Origin of the sequence: Pseudoxanthomonas sp. (genome assembly GCF_002863005.1) — a bacterium.
In the GTDB taxonomy this organism is placed as follows: Bacteria; Pseudomonadota; Gammaproteobacteria; order Xanthomonadales; family Xanthomonadaceae; genus Pseudoxanthomonas_A.
The window spans coordinates 202,467-221,156 of the sequence record NZ_PKDG01000015.1; the positions used below are offsets into that span (position 1 = coordinate 202,467).

General features: G+C 66.9%; 16 protein-coding genes and 2 pseudogenes. 7 read left to right on the forward strand and 11 right to left on the reverse strand.

Annotation, left to right across the window (positions count from 1 at the left end; all coding sequences use genetic code 11):
• Window positions 1–78 precede the first annotated feature (78 nt).
• The 6 genes and pseudogenes from CYU89_RS05885 to CYU89_RS05910 all read left to right on the forward strand — a co-directional run bounded on the left by CYU89_RS05885 (window position 79) and on the right by CYU89_RS05910 (window position 3,167).
• Window positions 79–474 carry a hypothetical protein gene (locus tag CYU89_RS05885; RefSeq protein WP_296279332.1) on the forward strand — a complete coding sequence of 132 codons (396 nt, stop codon included), beginning with the start codon at window positions 79–81 and terminating at the stop codon, window positions 472–474.
• Between the two features lie 204 nt (window positions 475–678).
• Window positions 679–1,050, forward strand: coding sequence for an EF-hand domain-containing protein (locus CYU89_RS05890; protein WP_296279333.1), 372 nt, complete (start codon window positions 679–681; stop codon window positions 1,048–1,050).
• Window positions 1,051–1,279: 229 nt separating this feature from the next.
• Window positions 1,280–1,438 (forward strand): annotated as a pseudogene (locus tag CYU89_RS05895) (calcium-binding protein); the annotation flags it as partial.
• Window positions 1,439–1,507: 69 nt separating this feature from the next.
• A complete protein-coding gene (locus CYU89_RS05900) occupies window positions 1,508–1,801 on the forward strand; it encodes a hypothetical protein (protein WP_296279335.1) in 294 nt (97 codons plus the stop codon).
• 128 nt (window positions 1,802–1,929) lie between these two features.
• Window positions 1,930–2,652, forward strand: coding sequence for an HAD family hydrolase (locus CYU89_RS05905; protein ID WP_296279336.1), 723 nt, complete (start codon window positions 1,930–1,932; stop codon window positions 2,650–2,652).
• 44 nt (window positions 2,653–2,696) lie between these two features.
• Complete coding sequence (locus CYU89_RS05910; protein WP_296279337.1) at window positions 2,697–3,167, forward strand: hypothetical protein; 471 nt, start codon at window positions 2,697–2,699, stop codon at window positions 3,165–3,167.
• 58 nt (window positions 3,168–3,225) lie between these two features.
• On the opposite strand, the gene CYU89_RS05915 is transcribed toward CYU89_RS05910, so the two are convergent.
• From CYU89_RS05915 to CYU89_RS05960, 10 genes and pseudogenes are all read right to left on the reverse strand, one after another.
• Entirely contained in the window at window positions 3,226–4,335 is a 1,110-nt protein-coding gene (locus CYU89_RS05915; RefSeq protein WP_296279820.1) for a cupin domain-containing protein, read from the reverse strand.
• Window positions 4,336–4,569: 234 nt separating this feature from the next.
• Window positions 4,570–5,328, reverse strand: coding sequence for a 2-dehydro-3-deoxy-D-gluconate 5-dehydrogenase KduD (gene kduD / locus CYU89_RS05920; protein WP_296279338.1), 759 nt, complete (start codon window positions 5,326–5,328; stop codon window positions 4,570–4,572).
• Window positions 5,329–5,444: 116 nt separating this feature from the next.
• A complete protein-coding gene (gene kduI / locus CYU89_RS05925) occupies window positions 5,445–6,293 on the reverse strand; it encodes a 5-dehydro-4-deoxy-D-glucuronate isomerase (RefSeq protein ID WP_296279339.1) in 849 nt (282 codons plus the stop codon).
• A gap of 129 nt (window positions 6,294–6,422) precedes the next feature.
• A complete protein-coding gene (locus CYU89_RS05930; RefSeq protein ID WP_296279341.1) occupies window positions 6,423–7,478 on the reverse strand; it encodes a LacI family DNA-binding transcriptional regulator in 1,056 nt (351 codons plus the stop codon).
• A gap of 50 nt (window positions 7,479–7,528) precedes the next feature.
• Window positions 7,529–9,034 (reverse strand): annotated as a pseudogene (locus tag CYU89_RS05935) (family 43 glycosylhydrolase); the annotation flags it as partial.
• A 95-nt stretch (window positions 9,035–9,129) separates the two neighbouring features.
• Window positions 9,130–10,266, reverse strand: a complete 1,137-nt coding sequence (pelA, locus tag CYU89_RS05940; RefSeq protein WP_296279342.1) for a pectate lyase — start codon at window positions 10,264–10,266, stop codon at window positions 9,130–9,132.
• Window positions 10,263–11,546 carry a TRAP transporter large permease gene (locus tag CYU89_RS05945; RefSeq protein ID WP_296279343.1) on the reverse strand — a complete coding sequence of 428 codons (1,284 nt, stop codon included), beginning with the start codon at window positions 11,544–11,546 and terminating at the stop codon, window positions 10,263–10,265. The genes pelA and CYU89_RS05945 overlap by 4 nt, the downstream gene beginning before the upstream one ends.
• 3 nt (window positions 11,547–11,549) lie before the next feature.
• The gene (locus CYU89_RS05950) at window positions 11,550–12,068 is read right to left on the reverse strand and encodes a TRAP transporter small permease (protein WP_296279344.1); all 519 of its coding nucleotides are present in this window, start codon (window positions 12,066–12,068) and stop codon (window positions 11,550–11,552) included.
• Between the two features lie 9 nt (window positions 12,069–12,077).
• Entirely contained in the window at window positions 12,078–13,073 is a 996-nt protein-coding gene (locus CYU89_RS05955; RefSeq protein WP_296279345.1) for a TRAP transporter substrate-binding protein, read from the reverse strand.
• Window positions 13,070–13,927: a 2-keto-4-pentenoate hydratase gene (locus tag CYU89_RS05960; RefSeq protein ID WP_296279346.1), complete on the reverse strand. Its 858-nt coding sequence runs from the start codon at window positions 13,925–13,927 to the stop codon at window positions 13,070–13,072. Before CYU89_RS05960 ends, CYU89_RS05955 begins: the two co-directional genes overlap by 4 nt.
• A 152-nt stretch (window positions 13,928–14,079) precedes the next feature.
• Here CYU89_RS05960 and CYU89_RS05965 point away from each other — a divergent pair, with 152 nt between their 5' ends.
• A complete protein-coding gene (locus tag CYU89_RS05965; RefSeq protein WP_296279347.1) occupies window positions 14,080–15,429 on the forward strand; it encodes a hypothetical protein in 1,350 nt (449 codons plus the stop codon).
• A 224-nt stretch (window positions 15,430–15,653) separates the two neighbouring features.
• Here CYU89_RS05965 and CYU89_RS05970 read toward each other — a convergent pair whose 3' ends face one another.
• Window positions 15,654–18,572, reverse strand: a complete 2,919-nt coding sequence (locus CYU89_RS05970) for a TonB-dependent receptor (RefSeq protein WP_296279348.1) — start codon at window positions 18,570–18,572, stop codon at window positions 15,654–15,656.
• Window positions 18,573–18,690 lie beyond the last annotated feature (118 nt).

An 18,690-nucleotide genomic window follows, 5' to 3' on the forward strand; every position in this document is an offset into this window, starting at 1 on the left:
TCTCCGGCGGGCGCTGCCCGCTTATCGGGAATCCTCCATGCGTGCCGTCGTACTGCCTGCCATCCCCGGTCGCCCCGGATGAACCTGCCGCTCCACTACGGCGTCCTGGGCGCAGTCGAAGCGGGGGCGATCGCGCTGCTCATCGGCGTGCTGTGCTTCCTGTTCTGGAATGCGCTCTGTGCCCGCCTGCGCGGGTCGATGGGTCATGCGATCGGCTGGTCGTGCCTGTCGGCCGTGGTGATCGGCGCAGGCGTGGACGTCTGGAACATGTTCTACCTCGGCATCGCGCGGCTCGAGTCGCCGCTGTATGCGCGCATTGCGCTGCAGGGCATCCACGATCCCGACGGGCTCGGCACGCGCGTGGTACTGGAAATCGCGGGTGCGCTGACGGGTGTCGTGCTGGGTTGGCATTGGTTCAGCAAGAAAATCGAAAGCGCGAGCGCGCAGGCTGCCGACGAAAAAACGGATGCGTAACGCCAAACAGGGTGCCGCATCACGGATTGGATGCCGCCCTGACATCGCGCTCACGTGTGCCTAACACCGGTTTAGTCGAAGCCGCCGCCGGCGTGGTTAAGCACGCGTGCACGTTCATTTCGCGACGCAAATTTCGTTCAGAACAACGGCGGCAAGGTGGGGCCGTGCGCAATCGGACGCACTCCCACAGAACGGAGCACTGACATGACGAATAACAACCGCAAGCCGCTGATCGCCCTGGTCGCCCTGAGCGCCGCGCTGGCCATGCCGCTGGCATTCGCGCAGGAAAAGACCGACGACGCCGCACAGGCGCAGCAGACCGAGCAGAGCGCAGAGCAGGCCGCGGGTTCGGCGACCACCCCGACCCAGAGCACCGAGGCGGGCGCCACGCAGGCCAAGCAGGGTTGGGCTGACGTCGACACCAATGGCGACGGCAACATCAGCAAGGAAGAAGCTGGCGCGAATCCGGGCCTGAGTCAGGTGTTCGACCAGGCCGACGCCAACACGGACGGCTCGCTGACCGCCGATGAGTACAAGGCGTTCGTGAGCAAGAACTACGGCGACCAGCAGAAGTAAGTCATCGCAACAGCCGGGTAATGCCGCGCAGCGCACCGGCGCAACCTCATCGAGGGGCGGCCTTCGGGCCGTCCTTCGCTTTTCCGGAGCCACGCTCCGCAAGGAGGAAAGCATGAAATCGACTGCAGGCGTCGCCGGAGTGGCGATGGCGTTGACACTGCTGTTGTCGGCCGCCGCGTCGGTGCACGCACAGGACGCGTCGGACCGTGCCGACAAGACCCCGACGCAGGCTGCTTCGACCCCTGCGCCCGCACCCCGACCCTTCGACGAACTCGACCAGAATGCCGACGGCGCCATCAGCAAGGACGAGGCTGCGGTCGATCCACCGCTCGCCCAGGCCTTCGGCACCCTCGACAAGGATGCGGATGGCCGTTTGAGCCCCGACGAATACGCGATACATGTCCAAGGCACGCCCTGAGGTACCCCTCTCCCAGAACCACCGCATGGAGGAAACGCCATGAAACTGAATTCCCCGCGACGATTGACCCTGGGTCTCGGCTTGGCACTGGCCAGCGCCGGCCTGATGACCGCCTGTGGTCCCAAACCGGAAGACACGCCGCCACCCAGTGCTCCCGAGCCTGTGGAAACGGCGCCGCCGACGGACAACATGACGCCGCCCGCGCCGGCGCCGACCGACCCCGCTACTCCGCCGACCGATCCGACCCTGCCGCCCCCCGCCAATCCGAACGCGCCGGAAACCACCCCGCCGCCGGCCGATGGCACTGCTCCGCCCGCGACGTCCGGCGGCTGAGTGCGGCATCCGCCAGTACTTCATCGATGACACGACGGCCGCCTCCTGCAGGCGGCCGTTTTCATGGGCTTACGCGGCGCGACTGCTATCCTTCGCGGCCTTCGTGGAAGGTGAAGGACGGGCAGACGATGGCACGCATCCGCTGGGTCGGTTTCGATGGTGACGACACGCTGTGGAGGAGCGAGGACTACTACCGGCAGGCCGAAGCCGATTTCGAAGCGATCCTCGGACATTACGTCGACCTGGCCGATGCCGGCATGCACCGGCAATTGCTGGAGGTCGAGCGCCGCAACCTGAAGATTTTCGGCTACGGCGTAAAGGGCATGACGCTGTCGATGCTGGAGACCGCCATCCAGGTCACAGGAGAACGCATCAGCGCGCGCGACCTGCATCGCGTCATCGAGATCGGACGCGCCACGCTGCAGCATCCCGTGGACCTCTTGCCGGGCATCCGCGACGCGGTCGAGCGGATCGCGGCCGACCACGAGATCGTCCTGATCACCAAGGGCGACCTGTTCCACCAGGAAGCCAAGATCGCGCAGTCGGGCCTGGCCGACCTGTTCCACCGCATCGAGGTGGTCTCGGAGAAGGACGAAGCGACCTACGCGCGCGTCCTCCGCGAACTCGATGTCATGCCGTCCGGCTTCGCGATGGTCGGCAATTCGCTGCGATCGGACATCGAACCGGTCCTGGGCCTCGGGGGGTGGGGCATCCACATGCCCTACCACGTCACCTGGGCGCTGGAGGCCGAGCATGGGGTCGCTGCGGACGCGCCGCGCCTGCACGTGGTGGAGGATGCCAGCGGGCTGGCGGCGGCCGTGGCCCGGATCGAAGCGACGCCGGAGGCATGATCCGGCGGGTGGCCAGCCGTAGGGTGGGGCACAATGGTGTGGTGATGAAACGCATGCTGCTGACCCCGGTTCTGCTGTGCTCGCTCGCATGGGCATCCGTCGCGCCGACGGTCGCGCAGGATGCGGCGCCCGACGCTTACACGCCTGCCAGTGGCGATGCGTCGGTCGACCGTCACCTGGCAGACATCAACGAGTACGCCAGCCGCTATCCGGCAGCGTTCGCGGACGAGATGGCGCGCTACTACGCTGTCCCGCGCGCCTATGTCGAAGCGATGCAACAACAGCCCGATTGGACAGCCGGGGACATCTTCATGGCCTGCGCGCTGGCGCAGATCGTGGGGCAACCCTGTCGTGCCGTCGTGCGCGAGTGGTCGCGCGACCATGAAGGCGGCTGGAAGGCCGTCGCGGCCCGCCTGCAGGCAGAACCCGGCAGCGCGCCGTATCGCCGGTTGCGCAGCGCCCTGGATGCGACCTACCGCCGCTGGGATCGTCCGGCGCCCGCGAGCGAGAAGTGAGTGGAGAGAAGTGAGGCGTGAGCGGGAGCCCGCCTTTACCCACGCCTCATTTCTCTCCTCACTCCTGCTTCTTCCCGTACATGATCAGAAGCACCAGGTCTTCCCCGCCGTCCTGGCGGATCGCGTGGGTGCTGCCAGGTCGGGTCAGCATCGCGTCGCCGGCCTCCACCGCCCGCGCGACGCCATCCAGCTCGTACACGCCGCGCCCGCTGAGCACGTAATAGATCTCGTCCTTGTGGTGCTGGTGCAGGCCGATGCCGGCACCCTTGTGCAGCACGCGCCTGCGGAACTCGAAGCCAAGCGCGGGCGCGTCGCGGAAGAAGGGATACGCCGTGGTGGTGCCCGCGCCGCCGTGCGGTCCCGGCTGCTCCACGGCGATGTCGCGCGCGTGCACGATGAGCGACGGGTTCGGCTGCGCCTTGCGGTCGGCCAGCGCGGTCGCGGGCGCGCCGCAGTCCGTATCGCGGGTCACGTGCGCAACGAGCGCGGGATCGACCTGCTTCCAGCCTCCCACCACCAGGCACGCCACCATCACTGCGCCGCGCTGCTGGAAGTGGGTGTCGTCCTGCTGGTCCTGCGCCGGCACGTGCATGAAGTAGGCCTTGCTCGCTTCGTCGCCGGCCGCTCGAAGCCAATCCATGCTCAGGGTGGTCAGGTCGATGAGGCCGATGCGCTCCCGCTGCGCCAGGTCGCGCACGGCCTGTGCGTACAGGCCATGCGTATCGAGCAGTTGGCCGCGATCGAATTTCCTGCGCGCCACCGGCGTCACCAGGATGGGCGTGGCGCCTTTCGCACGCGCGAGGTCGACGTAGCGCATCAGCCACTCCGGGAACGCGCGCTGCGGCTCGTTGTAGCGGGTGGGGTCTTCGATCTTCTCGTCGTTGTGGCCGAACTGGATCAGCAGCACGTCTCCCTTGCGCACGTCCTTCGCCATGCCGTCGAACCAGCCTTCGGCGATGAAGCTGCGCGCGCTGCGCCCGCTCTGCGCATGGTTGCGCACGACGAATGCCTTCGGGTCGAGGAAGCCCTGCAACTGCTGTCCCCACCCCTCGCGCGGCGCGCGTTCCGGGCCATAGGCGCTGGCCGTGGAGTCGCCTGCGATGAAGACCTGGCGTGGGCGCTGCGCCTGCGCGCTGGCCTGCGCAGCGCAGGCACAGAGCGCGATCATCAGAAAATAGCGAATCATTGCCAGTCTCCGGTATTCGCCAACACGTGTGCAGAAGCCCGTGTAGGAGCGACGTAAGTCGCGACCGCGAAGCCGGAAGACGCTCCGGCAAGGATCGAAGCCGCTCAAGGCGAAGGCGCCCTCCGCCTTTTCCGTATCAATCCGCGTCCACTGCTCTCCTGGTTCTGCGGTCGCGACTTACGTCGCTCCTACAGAGAGGCACAGCAACTGCGCGCGTTAGCGCGCCAGCCAACCGCCATCGACGGGGATGACCGCGCCGTTGACGTAGTCCGATGCACGCGAGGACAGGAACACCGCCGTGCCCCCCAGGTCGGAGGGTTCGCCCCAACGCCCGGCCGGGATGCGGTCGAGGATCGCCTTGTTGCGGTCTTCGTCCGCACGCAGCTGCGCGGTGTTGTCGGTCGCCATGTAGCCCGGCGCGATGGCGTTGATGTTGATGCCCTTGGCGCCCCACTCGTTGGCGAGCAGGCGTGTGATGCCGGCGATGCCCGACTTGCTGGCCGTGTACGACGGCACTCGGATGCCGCCCTGGAACGACAGCATCGAGGCGATGTTGATGATCTTGCCGCTGCCCTGTGCGATGAAGTGGCGACCGGCGGCCTGCGACATGAAGAACGCGGACTTGATGTTGACGTTCATCACATCGTCCCAGTCCTTCTCGCTGAAGTCCACCGCGTCGGCGCGGCGGATCAGGCCAGCGTTGTTGACGAGGATATCGAGGCCGCCGAGGCCCTCGACGGTTTCCCTCACCAGGCGTTCCACCGGATCGATGCTGATCAGGTTCGCCTCCAGGTTGAGGAAACGACGGCCCAGGGCGCGCACCTTCTCGCCGGTCTCGGCGGCTTCGACGATGCCGGCAGCGGCGATGTCGGCACCGGCTTCGGCCAATGCCACGGCGATGCCCTGGCCCAGGCCGGTGTTGGCGCCGGTGACCAGCGCGATCTTGCCTTCGAGACTGAACGGATTGCTTGCCATCGTGGATTCCCTCGGTGTGGTGCGCTTCTGGTTGAGCGGAGCTTGCTCCGCTGCGCTTGATGCATCGGCTTCGGATGGTGGTTCAGCCGAGCAAGCTCGGCTCTACGGCACGCCCGTCACTTCAGCTGGCAGATGTCCAGCACGTGCATGTCGGTGTAGTCCAGGTTCTCGCCGCCCATCGCCCAGATGAAGGCGTAGTTGCTGGTGCCCGAGCCCATGTGGATCGACCACGGCGGCGAGACCACGGCTTCGTCGTTCTGCACGACGATGTGGCGCTGCGCGTCCGGTTCGCCCATGAAGTGGTAGACGCGGTCGTTGTCGGCCAGGTCGAAGTAGAAATAGACCTCGCTGCGGCGGTCGTGCAGGTGCGGCGGCATGGTGTTCCACACGCTGCCGGTCTTCAGCACGGTCAGGCCCAGCAGCAGCTGCGACGACTGGCAGGTCGCCGGCACGATGAACTGGTAGATCGTGCGCTCGTTGCTCGTCTCCAGCGCTCCGCGCTCGAGCGCGACGGCATCCTCGATCGAGAGCTGCTTGGTCTCGAAGCGCGCGTGCGCCGGCGTCGAGGTCAGGTAGAACTTGGCGGGATTCGACGCGTCGTCGGATTCGAATGCCACGTCGGTGCTGCCCATGGCCACGTACAGGCCATCCTTCGGGCCCAGCGCGTAGGTCGTGCCGTCGACGGTGACCTTGCCGGCGCCGCCCCCAACGTTGATGACGCCCAGCTCGCGGCGCTCAAGGAACGGCTTGCCGGCCGCCGACGCGGGCTCGGTCTGGCGCGGCAGGTCGACCTTCTGCGACACCGGTGCGGCGCCACCGATCACGAAGCGCTCGTTGTGCGAGTAGTTCAGCTGCACCGTGTCGGCGACGAACAGGTTGCCGATCAGGTAGCGGTCGCGCAGCTGATCGTTGCTCGCGCCGTCCATCATGTCCGGGTGGGTGGCGTGGTAGGTCTTGCAGAACATGGGCGGAACTCCGTGGATGCGGACGCGTTTGGAACAGGGCGTCGGGTAGGTCGTGGGCCGATTCTACGGACTTTGGTAACCGGTGTCATTTTGCGGTGCGGCAGGGGTGTCGCAGCCGCACCGGGCAGATTATTCGGGGGGCTGGGACGAGTCCCGGATGATCAGGTGCGGGCGGATGCTGGCGGCGGCGAGCACGGGCGTGCCTTCCGGCTGGATCAGCATGGCGGCCGCGGTGCGGCCGGTGTCCCGGGTGTTGCGGCGCACCGACGTCAGCGAGGGCCACAGACGCGAGGCCAGCGGGCTGTCGTCGAAGCCGACCACCGACAGCTGGCGCGGGATGCTGATGCCGGCGCGCATGGCGACCTTGTACACGCCGGCCGCCATTTCGTCGTTGCCGGTGAAGATGGCGGTGGGCCGGTTCTTGCCGGACAGCAGCTTTTCGGCCGCGACCACGCCGGATTCGAATGTGTAGCCCGCCTCGATGATGCGCGACTTCGGCAGATCCAGGCCGCGCTTCGCGAGCGCCTGCACGAAGCCATCCGTGCGTTCGATCGAGGAGCGATAGGCACTTGGGCCGGTGATCAGCGCGATGTCGGTATGGCCCAGCGACAACAGGTACTCGGCGGCTTCGGCGGCGCCGTCGCGGTCATGGGTGACCACCATGCGCGACGGCTCGTCCATCGAGACCGAGGCGATGCGCGAATAGCGGCAGCCGATTTCCGCCAGCATGTCGGCCAGCGCCTGGTCTTCGGACGCGCGCGGCACCAGCATCACGCCGTGCAGCTTCTGCTGCTGCACGAAACGGCGCACGCCGTCGATGTAGCCGGGGCTGCGGCTGTCGCAGGGATGCACGACAAGCTCGAAGCCCGAATCTCGCAAGGCGTCCAGCGCGCCGTACTGCATGTTCACGATGTACTGCGCCGTCGGATTGTCGTAGACCATGCCGATCAGGAACGAGCGCCGGAACGCCAGCCCGCGTGCCATCGGATCCGGCGAGTAGCCGACCTCGCGCATCAGCGCTTCGACCTTTTCGCGCGTGTCCTTACGCACCAGCGGCGAGTGGTTGATGATCCGCGACACGGTTTTCTTGGAGACGCCGGACAGACGCGCGATGTCGTTGATGGTGGCGGCCTTGCCACCGGTGGGCAGGGCGGCGGGGCTTTCGGGCTTCTTGCGCGCGGGCATGGGGCGGTGCGGGTCCGGTCGTCGGTCGAGGGGATTCTAGCGGCTGGGGGTCAGTCCAGCGCGCGATAGCGGAAATTACGGAAATGCACCTTGCCCTGGCCAGCGGCGTACAGCGATGGCTTTAGGGCGAGGAAGCCCCCGGCCACGTTGTGGTGGTAGCCGGAGACCTCCATCTGCACGGGGTACTTGGTCCAAGTCTTGCCGTTCGTGCTGGTATGGAGGGTGAGGACATGGCGGTTGTGGGTGACCCGTAGCCAGAGCTTGCCGCCCTTGGTGCTCGGGGCCAGCTTGCCGGGGCGCTCCAACCCGTAACGGTGCATCACGAACTGTTCCCCGTTGCTGCCCACGCCGGCGTACAGGCGGTCGTTGTAGAACAGCACCGCGCCACCCTGCGCGCCGGGCTCGACGTCCATCTCGACCTCGAACTGGTAGGCAAGGTCGCCTGCGATGATGCCCAGCGGTGAGCTGTCGCGCGGCGCGGTACCCTTGCCCTCCAGCGTCATCACGCCATCGCCGAAAGTGAGTCGACGGGACTCGTCCGGCGCCGGGTCGTAGAAGGCCCACTGCGGGCCGAGCTTGCCGCTGCGGAAGTCGTCCGACAGCGCCATCCCGTGCGGTGACAGCGCCTGGCCCGCGGGTTTGCGCAGCGGCTGGCTCAAGTCGCCGCCCTTGGCGACGAACCAGCCGTCCTCCGTCCACTCGATCGGATCGAGCAGTGCCTGCCGGCCCAGCGTCCAGAAGTCGTGTTCGTAACCGTGGTAGATCATCCACCACTGGCCTGCGGCATCCTCGACCAGCGTCGCATGGCCGCGCGACCACCAGTACTGGTCGCGCGAGGTCGTGCGCACCACGGGGTTGTTGGGGGCGTTCACCCACGGGCCGTGGATCGAGCGCGAACGCGCGACGATCACCATGTGGCCGGTGGGCGGCCCCGCCGTTCCGCCGACGGCCGTGACCATGTAGTACCAGCCGTTGCGGAAGGTGATCTTCGGGCCTTCCTGCGCATAGCCTTCGACATCCCAGGATTCGGGATACCGCCAACCGTCGTAGACATGCTTCACCGCGCTGACGGTGCTCAGACCATCATCGGCCAACTGCACATAGTCGCCGCCGCTGAGGAACAGGTAGCGCTTGCCGTCTTCGCCCACCGCGTGGCCGGGGTCGATATGGCCAGGCAGGCCGATGTCGATCGGTTCGCTCCACGGCCCGCGGATGTCGTCGGCCCACACGACGAAGTTGCTGCGCCGGGGTGACTCGGTACCGCCCACGCGCGCGGGAAAGTAGATGTAGTAGCGGCCCTGGTGCTTGACCAGGTCCGGCGCCCAGATCGAGCCGACGTTCTTCGTGATCGCATGGCCGATGGGCTGCCAGTTGATCAGGTCGCGCGAATGCCACACCGGCAGGCCCGGATACGCCGTGAACGACGACAGGGTGAGGTAGTAGTCGTCGCCGTCCTTGAGCACCGAGGGATCGGGTCGATCGCCCGCCAGCACCGGATTGAGGAACGTGCCATCGCCGAGGTCGGCCTGGCGCTGATGCTCGATACCGCGCTTCCAGGCGGGAGGTGTGGTGTCCGCGGCCATTGCCTCGAAGGCGAAACAAAAGGACAGCGCGACGGCGATGAGCCTGATCAACGGCATGCGGAGCTTCCTCAGGGCGTCGCCGGGTGCGACGCCTTCCATTGCGGGTATTCCTTCGACAGCAGACGCTTCGGCCAGCTGCCGTACCACTCGTAACCGGTGCGCCGCTCGCGCGGGATGTCCTCGTAGCGCGCGACGCGTTGGCTGTCACGTGTCGCGAGGACGGCGCTGTTGTCCTTCACGTCGTAGAAGCGTGCCCACAGGCCGGAAGCCGTCTGATCGGCCACCAGCCGGCGGTCCTTCGTACTGCTGTGGTACTGGAACTGCTCGGCGGGCGCCTCGAATGTCTCGATGCGCCACCCCGTGATTTCCACCCGGCGCAGCCACGCGACCGCACCGTCGACCGCCTTCACCACGTCGGGCGACGGGTCGGGAATCGACATCAGGTAGCGCACCACGCCGACGGTTTCCTGCCCGGTGATCGAAGGCAGTTCGAACTTGCGTCCCTGCGCGGGCGCCAGCGTCTGCGCGTCGTACTGGCCCGCCCAGCCCGCAAGGGTGTCGCCCTGCCTGATCTGCAGCCGGAGCAGGCAGGCGTCGCCCGCGTCGACGGCGGACTGGACGCGGGCGCGCAGCGCGGCATCGACGAAGGCGTAGCGGCGCGTGTCCGACACCACCTTGCGTAGCGTGCCGAGCACACCGGCGGTGACGTCGTCGGCGATGGTGATGTGGGGGTGGTAGGACTGCGTGGCCGGCACCGTATGCGGCCAGCCCCCGCACGAGGGGATCTGTTGCGCCAGGGTGAACTGCAAGCCCTTCAGGCTGCCGTCGCGATACCGCATGTCGCCGGTGATCGCGTACGCCGTGGCGAGGTAGTCCACCTGCGTGTAGATGTTGCGGTTATCGAAACTGCCGCCGGACTTGCGGGCTTCGGCATCGAAACGCGCTTTCTCGGCATCGTCCAGGATCCTCGCCGGATCCTGGTTTTCGATCCAGCCGCCGTCCACGCGCTGGTAGCGCAGGATGTTGTCGGCGATCTTCGCAACGTCCTCCGGCAGATAGCGCGGGTACGCATCGCCATGCACGTTGCGCCAGTGATGGATGGCGTCCTCGAAGCCGGCGAGCGAAGGCGCGTCATCCGACGGCGTGGCCATCGCGGACGAGGATGCGATCAGCAACGCGATGGCCAGGGCACGCACCGCGATCATCCCTTCAACACCCGCGGCAACCACAGCGAGAGGTCGGGGAACAGCGCCACCACCAGCAGCACCGCCAAGCCGGCCAGCCAGAACGGCCAGATCGTGCGCATGCTCTGCGCGATGGTGATCTTGCCGATGGCCGTACCGATGAACAGCACGGATCCCACCGGCGGCGTCACCAGGCCGATGCCGCCCGTCAGCACCAGCACCAGTCCGAAGTGGATCGGATCGATGCCGTACGCGCGTGCGACGGGCAGGAAGATCGGCGTGCAGATGAGGATCATGGGAGCCAGGTCCATGAACGTGCCCAGCACCAGCAGCACCAGCACGATCAGCAGCAACACGGTGTACTTGCTGTGTGCGATCGACTGCAGCGCATCGACCGCAGCGGCCGGGACCTGCAGATAGGCGAGCAGCCAGCCGAAGACGGCGGCCGTCGCGATCACGAACAGGATCACGCCGGTGGTGCGTGCCGCATGCGTCACCGTGGCGAAGAATTCCTTCATCGACAGCTGGCGGTACAGCACGCTGGTCACGAGCAGTGCGTAGACGACCGCGATCGCGGCGCTCTCCACCGCCGTGAAAATGCCGGCGCGGATGCCGAAAAAGATCAGTCCCACCAGGCCGAGACCGGGCAGCGCGGCCACCAGCCGCAGCATCACTGCGCGCATGCCGGGGAAGGGCTCGGTGCCATAGCCGCGCCTGCAGGCGACCGCCCAGCCGGTGAACATCAGCACGACCGTCATCAGCAATGCCGGCACGATGCCCGCGGCGAACAGGTCGGCGATCGACAGGCCACCGCCCGCGGCCGCCGAGAACAGGATGAGGTTGTGCGACGGCGGCACCAGCAGCGCTACCAAGGCAGCGGTGATGCTGACGTTGACGGCGAAATCGCGGTCATAGCCCCGCTTGACCATCTGCGGAATCATCGTGCCGCCGACGGCCGATACGTCGGCAATCGCCGAGCCGGATACGCCGCCGAAGAACAGCGACGACAGGATGCTGACCTGGCCAAGGCCACCACGCAGACGTCCCACCAGTGAGGCGGCCAGGCTGATGAGGCGTTCGGAAATGCCGCCGCGAAGCATGATCTCGCCGGCGAAGATGAAAAGCGGAATGGCGATCAGCGATGCGGAGCCCGTGCCCGACGAGATCTGCTGCACCAGCACGATGCTGGGCAGGTCGAGGTAGAGCAGGGTGGCCAGCGACGCAGCGGCCAGCGCGTACGCGACCGGCACGCCGATCAGCAGCAGGATCGCGAAGAGGGAAAACAGCAGGGTGATCGCCATCGGTCAGCGGGCCTCGTCGGTCAGCGGCGCACGCAGCACCAGGAACAGGCGGTACAGGGCGAACACCACCATCAACGTCCCGCCGACCGACAGCGGCAGGTAGCCGATGCTCTGCGGCATCGGCGCGCCGGCGATGCGGATGTCCAGGCCGTCGAACAGCAGCACCGCGCCCCAGTACGCCATCACGCCACCAATGGCCGCGATCACCAGGGGCGAAATGGCATGCAGCACCTTCTTCAGGCGCGGACCGACCGCATCGGCCAACAGGAAGAAACCGAAATGTCGCTGGGTGTGCACGCCAGCCGCGGCTCCCAGGCTCATGGCGGTGGTCAGCAGCAGCACGGTGACCGGTTCGGTCCAGCTGGGCGAATCGTTGATGACGTAACGCGCGATGACCTGCCAGCCTTGCACGACCACCAGCCCCAGCAGGGCGGCGACGGCGATGGCGATGGCGGCATCGGACAGCAGGTCCATGCCGCGCTGTACCGGAGTGGCGGGAAGGAGCGTGGTTTCTTCTGACATGGTCGATCCTCAGGCCAGGTCGCGGATGCGGCGGTAGAGCGTGTCGATCGCCGGATCCCTGCGGTATTCGGAGAGCAGGGGCTGCGATGCCCGTGCGAAAGCGGACAGGTCCGCGTCGTTGCGCTCGACCCCGGCCGCGAAGACGGCGCCGCGCGCTTCCGCTTCCGATGCGTCCCAAAGCGTGCGCATCACGCCGACGGACTGGCGCGCGGTGTCGATCAGGAGGTCGCGGTCGCGCCGCTGGAGGCTGTCCAGCGTCCGCTGCGAGACCAGCAGCACGTCGGGCGCGTACGAGTGGTTGGTCTGCGACCAGTAGCGCGCGGCTTCGAAATGCCGGCTGGAGTGGAAGCTGCGGATGTTGTTTTCCGCGCCGTCGATCATGCGCGTCTCCAGCCCCGAGAACACTTCGCCCAGCGACAGCGGAGTGGGATTGGCGCCGAACAGGCGCAGCATGCGGATGAAGATGTCGGACACCGGCACGCGGATCTTCAGGCCATGCAGGTCGGCCGGCGCGCGGATGGCATGTTGGGTGTTGTAGAAGCACCGCGCGCCCGAATCGTAGATCGCCAGGCCAACCAGGCCGCGCCGTGCGAAACCGTCCAGCACCGCCTGGCCCACGCCCTCGTCCATCGCCCGCCGCATGTGCGGGACCGAATCGAAGACGTACGGCAGGCAGAGCGCCTGGGTCAACGGGAAGGCATTGTTCAGCGCGCCGGCATACACGCGCGTCATGTCGATGGCGCCGAACCGCGCCATGTCGATGGCTTCGGATTCGCGGCCCAGCTGGCCTGAGTGGTACTGGCGCAGGGTCACCCGGCCACCGGTCTCCCTCGCGAGGGTCTCGCCGATCCAGCGCACGGCCTGGACGGTGGGATAGTCCTTCACGTGCACGTCGGTAGCGGTGAGCACGCGCCGTCCCTCGTCGGCGAATGCCCGGCCGCCTGCCATCGGCAGCGCGGCCGCCACGCCCAGGCCGGCGCCCAGGAAACGACGACGGTTCATCATGCGCGCCAGTCTCCCTCGTCCTTCGCGGTCGCAGCCGTGGCCACGCCGTCGATGCTGCCATGACCGTCGAACGCGATGCACGCCCGCTGGCCCGGCAGGATGTCGTGGATGCCGGTGGCGTTGCCGGTGGCGATCAGGTCGCCGGCTTTCAGCGGGCGGCCGCGGCGCGCCGAACGCGAGAGCGCGAACGCGAAGGCGGCACGCAGCCCGCCGGGCAGCGTGGTCGCGCCTCCCTGTCCGACCTGCCGGCCGTCGATCGAGGTGGTGCACGCCAGCGAGGCATCGCTGCGATGGGCCCAGTCCGGGATCTCGACGCCCATCACCAGGCCATTGTTGTTGCCGAAGTCGGACACGACGACACGCGGACCCAGCTGATTGATCGTCGCCAGCGGACTGCTGGCGACTTCCATGCCGGTGAACAGCGTCGATGGCACGGCGGCGGTCTCTTCAGGCGTCCAGTCGAGCTTGCCGGCTGGCGCATCCGCGTCCAGTCGCAGCACGTATTCGGCTTCCACCGCGCCGAAGCCGCCCTCGAACACTTCGAAGACCGATTGACTACCGGTGGTCATCTGCAGCTGCTTTGCGAAGATCGGCCCCAGCAGGCGCTCGTCGCCGGACGCATCGCGGCGCTCGGGCGCGATGAATCCGACCTTCCATCCGACCACCCGGTCCGGCCATTGCGCGATCGCCAGATCCTGTACGCGGTAGGCGGTAACGAGGTCGTCGGGGATATCGCCGGGAAAGCCCGGCAAAGCCCTGCCCTGGCGGCGCGCGCCGACGAAACTGTCCGCGATGGCGGCCAGTGCGGGCGCCGCGGCGCGCGCGTCGGCGAGGGCATTCTGGTCGTTGCTCAAGTGGGTTCTCCCCGCTGCGTTTTGTTGCACTGCCGAGTGACAGTGCAGGTTGATGGCCTGTATATGGTAAACCGGTGTCATTGACAATGTGCACTGCCGCAAAAACCCATCCCGATGCCACGATGCGTCGATCCACTCCTGGGAGGGAGCCAATGCTTCATATCCGTTTCCCCGCGCGGGCCCGCGGACTGACCTGCGGTCTGGCCGCGATGCTGATGCTGCTGGCCGCGCCACCGCTGCTGGCGGCCGACGCCACGAGCGTCGCCTTTCCCGGCGCACAGGGCGCGGCGGCACACACGCCGGGAGGGCGCGGTGGCAGGATCGTCCGGGTCACCACGCTGGCCGCGGACGGCCCCGGCTCGTTCAAGGAAGCGGTGACCGGGAAGGGGCCGCGCATCGTGGTGTTCGAGGTCGGCGGCGTGATCGATCTCGGCATGAAGGAACTGCGCATCGACGAGCCGTTCCTGACCATTGCCGGCCAGACCGCGCCGCACCCCGGCGTGACCCTCATCAAGGGTGGCCTGACCATCGCCGCCCATGACGTGGTGATCCGCCATCTGCGCATCCGGCCGGGCGACGGCGGCAAGCCGAAGCGTTCCGGCGACATCGACGCCATCACCACGGTGCGTGGGGCGCACGACGTGATCGTCGACCATTGTTCGCTGACCTGGGCCACGGACGAGAACCTCAGCGCTTCCAGCACCCGCTTCCACGGCGAGAACGAGGCGGAGTGGATGGCCAATGCGTCGCGCCGCATCACCTACAGCAACAACATCATCGGTGAGGGACTCGCACACGCCACCCATCCGAAGGGCGAGCACTCGAAGGGGTCGCTGATCCACGACCACGTGAACGACGTGCTGATCGTCGGCAACCTGTACGCGCACAACTACGAACGCAGCCCGCTGTTCAAGGGCGGTGCGCGCGGCCAGGTGATCAACAACCTCATCTACAACCCGGGCCAGCGAGCGATCCACTACAACCTGATCGCCGAAGAATGGCTGGGTCATCCGTACTCGAAGGGCGAGATGGTGGTGCGCGGCAACGTCATGCGCGCCGGCAGGTCGACCGAACCGCTGGCCTTCCTGATGATCGGCGGTTCCGGCGACCTCGACCTGTATGCGCAGGACAACCTCATCGTCGACCGCGTGGGCAACACGAGCATCCAGGAGACCGGCAGCTATACCACCGCGCCGGTCAAGCTCAACCGCCTGAAGAGCACACCGGCGCTGCCGTTCGGCGTCGCGCTGCTGCCATCCGCCAAGGTGCAGGATGCGGTGATCGAAACGGTGGGCGCCACGCCCTGGAACCGCGACCTGATCGACCGTCGCATCGTGGCCGATGTCATCGAGGGGCGCGGCGAGATCATCGACAGCCAAGAGCAGGTGGGCGGCTATCCCCAGTACAAGGAAGCGCGCAAGCCCTTCGTCGAGAGCGAATGGAATCTCGACACGATGGAGCCGGTGTCCGGCCGTTATCCACGCGGAGAGCCGCTGCGCTGAGGCGCACGCTGCCGGCGCAGGCCGGCAACGTTCGGACAGGCCCGCCCATCGGCGGGCCTTCTGCTTTCCGGCTGCCATGCATGGCGGGCGTGAGGTCAAGAGAGGATCGTCGGCGGATGCGCGGCCGCGGCACCGGTCCGCTCGCGCGTTCCCGCATGAGCGAGCCCGTGGCGGGGCTGCTGGACCGTGCAGCGGACGTCCTGCGGGACGCCCGCCGCCGGGGCTCAGAAGTTGAACCGTGCGCCCACGTAGTACTGCCGGCCCGTATGGTGGTAGACCGAGGCGCGATCGCCCACCGAATCCACGTACTGGTCGTTGAACTCGTCCGTCAGGTTGAGCCCTTCGAAGGTGAGCGTGAACTGCTTGTTCCACTTGTACGACATCGACACGTCCACGCTGCGCGCGCTGCGCTTGCCTTCCACGTCGTTGTTGTTCTGGCCCGGCACGCGCTGCAGGTAGTCGTCCCGGAACGAGGTCGACACGCGGGCACTGAACGTGTCGTTGTCGTAGTACAGCGTCGCGTTGTACGAATCGGGCGACAGGTTGACCAGGTCGTTGGCGATGTAGGTCACCGGGAACGATCCGGGCACCGCGTAGTCGATGTCCGATTCGACGTGCGTATAGTTGAGTAGCACGCCGAAGTGACGGAAGCCGCCCGGCAGGAAGGTGAACGGCTGCTGGTAGTTCAGTTCGAAGCCTTTCAACGGACCGCCAGGCGTGTTGATCGGCGTGCGCACGTCGAACTGGACGTCCCAGAACGTCGAGGGCACCCATTCCAGCGGCAGGCCGGTATCGCGATAGGCGATGTTCTCACGCAGCTCCTGGATGTAGGTCTCGATGTCCTTGTAGAACAGCGCCAGCGAAAGCACCGAGTCTTCGGCGAAGTACCATTCCGCGCTGAAGTCGTAGGTCTTGGCGCGGAACGGGTCCAGGTACGGATTGCCCACGCGGATGTTCGGCGTGCCGGTCGTGGTGACGCCGGCGCCGGGCGACAGGTTGCCCAGTTGCGGACGCGCCATCACCTTGGCGGCGCCGAAACGCAGCACGAGCTCGTCGGTGACGTCCCAGGCGACGTTGAACGAGGGCAGCCAGTCCTTGTAGTCGTTGCTGACGGTGACCGGGCTACCGCCGCCGACCGACGTATAGCCGCTGGCATCGATGTCCGTGGTGGCATAGCGAAGACCGGCGTTGCCGCGCAGCGGACGCCCGGCAAGATCGGTGTTGAAGTCCAGTTGCAGGTAGCTGCCCCAATCCTCCTCGCCGATGCTGCGGTTGTTGCCGCGCGCGTTGCCGTTGGTGATGCTGCTGAGGGTGAAGTCGCCGCCGGGCAGGCCGGTGTTGCAGTTGCAGTAGATGTCGAACAGGCTGGCGATCGCGCCGAGATCCGGAATGAGCCACGCGCTCGGCCCGCGGCCGTCGAGTCCGCGGCCGAAGCCGGTGACCAGGGTGGACAGGTCCGCCAGGGTGGTGCCGGCCGGCAGTGCGGGCACCGACGTCTCGCTCGCGCGGCGGAACTCCCAAGTGTCCATCTGGAACTTCTTGTACGACACGCCGCCCCGCAGCGTGAAGGTCTCGTTGATCGCGAAATCCAGGTCCAGCTTGCCGGTGTCGAAGGTGTTGTCGACCCCCTGCGGCCGGATGCGGATTTCCGAGCCGGTGGTATTGGCGGCGGGGCTGCTGATCCAGCGCCAGGCCGACGGGCTGGTCACGTCCAGGCTGCCGTACGTGATCACCGGCAGGCGGCTGTTGCCCCGGTAGTCCCAGCTGTAGCCATCGAGGTTCTGGATGTCGAAGGTCACCGTGGTCTGCACGGGATTCCGGAACTCGGACGTCGAGGTGCCGACCATCGCATTCAGCGTCAGCCGGTCGGTGACGTCCTGTTCCAGGCTCAGGCTGTACTGGCTGAATTCGGTGGAGAGCTCATCGAACCGCGACTCTGACCGGACGTCGACATTGTCGAACACGCCATAGACCAGGTTGCCGCGATCATCGACCTCGGCCTGCAGCACGTGCGTTTCGTACTTGCCGCCCTGCGAGTTCGAGCGGCTGAAGGAGATCGTTTCCAGGAAATCCTCCTGGCGCGTGGCATCCAGCTTCGAGTACAGCGCGTCGAAGCTCAGCAGGGTACGGTCGCTGGGCTTGAACTGCAGCGCGGCCGTGACGCCGAGACGTTCCTGCTCGTGCGTCAGCCGACCATACCGGGGCAGGCGCGGATGGAAGGTAGTGGTCGCCGAGGCCAGGCGGTATGCATCGTTGTTGGCCTGTGTATTGGCCGGGCGTGGATTGCCGGTGGAGCAATTCAGGGCCGTGGTACCGCGCCCGCTGTTGTTGGTGTTGTTCTGCGGAGCGTAGCCGACCGGGCTGCAGAAGCCGTTGGACGAGGCACCGTTGTCCCAGCGTACCGCGCTGTAGCCTTCCTCCAACAGGTTGCGCTCGCTGTACGCGGCGGAGAGCAGCGCGCCGAACCTACCGTCGGCCCACGTGTTGCTGATCAGCGCGGAGAAGCGCGGATCCCACCGTTTCGACAGGTCGTTGTAGCCCATCTGGGTGGTCACGGTACTGGTGAAACCGTCGTAGTCGAACGGACGCGCGCCGCGCAGGTCGACGGTGGCGCCGAGCGAGCCTTCGTCCACCTGCGCCGACTGCGTCTTGCGTACCGTCAGTTTGCTGAAGAGCTCCGATGCGAACACATTGAAGTCGAAGCCGCGGCCGCGGTTGGCGCCACCCGAGCTGTCGGTGCCGCCGGTGGTCGCCAGCGCCTCCAGTCCGTTGATGCGCACGCGGGTGAAATCCTGGCCCAGGCCGCGCACGGTGATCGAGCGGCCTTCACCGGCGTCGCGGTCGATCGCCACGCCGGGAATGCGCTGCAGCGCTTCGGCGAGGTTGAGATCCGGGAACTTGCCGATGTCTTCGGCGACCACGGCGTCGATCTGTTCGGCGCTGTAGCGCTTTTCCTCCAGCGCCTTCTCCAGGCTGGCGCGGAACGTGCCCACCACCTCGATGCGGTCGAGTTCGGTAGGGGCAGGCGCGGCCGTGGCCGACGTGTCCTGCGACTGCGCGAAGGCAGGCGCGTGCAGGGCGACGGCGATCGCGAACGCGAGTGCGGTAACCGGTGTCTTCCGGCGATTCTGATAGTGATTCATGACATCCCCCTCCCAAGGGCGGCCCGTGGCGTATCGATAGGTCGCCGGGCTGCGGCGACGTGGAATTCCCCAATCATTCCAGTGCGGCGCATGCAGAATGACACCGCTGGTCAAGGAC

What these genes read in the sequence shown, in the direction of transcription:
- kduD (WP_296279338.1), bottom strand. Translation starts at nt 5,328, where the DNA reads ATGGCAAGCAATCCGTTCAGTCTCGAAGGCAAGATCGCGCTGGTCACC.
- CYU89_RS05945 (WP_296279343.1), bottom strand. Translation starts at nt 11,546, where the DNA reads ATGGCGATCACCCTGCTGTTTTCCCTCTTCGCGATCCTGCTGCTGATC.
- CYU89_RS05915 (WP_296279820.1), bottom strand. Translation starts at nt 4,335, where the DNA reads ATGATCGCGCTCTGTGCCTGCGCTGCGCAGGCCAGCGCGCAGGCGCAG.
- CYU89_RS05905 (WP_296279336.1), top strand. Translation starts at nt 1,930, where the DNA reads ATGGCACGCATCCGCTGGGTCGGTTTCGATGGTGACGACACGCTGTGG.
- CYU89_RS05970 (WP_296279348.1), bottom strand. Translation starts at nt 18,572, where the DNA reads ATGAATCACTATCAGAATCGCCGGAAGACACCGGTTACCGCACTCGCG.
- pelA (WP_296279342.1), bottom strand. Translation starts at nt 10,266, where the DNA reads ATGATCGCGGTGCGTGCCCTGGCCATCGCGTTGCTGATCGCATCCTCG.
- CYU89_RS05950 (WP_296279344.1), bottom strand. Translation starts at nt 12,068, where the DNA reads ATGTCAGAAGAAACCACGCTCCTTCCCGCCACTCCGGTACAGCGCGGC.
- CYU89_RS05885 (WP_296279332.1), top strand. Translation starts at nt 79, where the DNA reads ATGAACCTGCCGCTCCACTACGGCGTCCTGGGCGCAGTCGAAGCGGGG.
- kduI (WP_296279339.1), bottom strand. Translation starts at nt 6,293, where the DNA reads ATGTTCTGCAAGACCTACCACGCCACCCACCCGGACATGATGGACGGC.
- CYU89_RS05900 (WP_296279335.1), top strand. Translation starts at nt 1,508, where the DNA reads ATGAAACTGAATTCCCCGCGACGATTGACCCTGGGTCTCGGCTTGGCA.
- CYU89_RS05910 (WP_296279337.1), top strand. Translation starts at nt 2,697, where the DNA reads ATGAAACGCATGCTGCTGACCCCGGTTCTGCTGTGCTCGCTCGCATGG.
- CYU89_RS05955 (WP_296279345.1), bottom strand. Translation starts at nt 13,073, where the DNA reads ATGATGAACCGTCGTCGTTTCCTGGGCGCCGGCCTGGGCGTGGCGGCC.
- CYU89_RS05965 (WP_296279347.1), top strand. Translation starts at nt 14,080, where the DNA reads ATGCTTCATATCCGTTTCCCCGCGCGGGCCCGCGGACTGACCTGCGGT.
- CYU89_RS05890 (WP_296279333.1), top strand. Translation starts at nt 679, where the DNA reads ATGACGAATAACAACCGCAAGCCGCTGATCGCCCTGGTCGCCCTGAGC.
- CYU89_RS05930 (WP_296279341.1), bottom strand. Translation starts at nt 7,478, where the DNA reads ATGCCCGCGCGCAAGAAGCCCGAAAGCCCCGCCGCCCTGCCCACCGGT.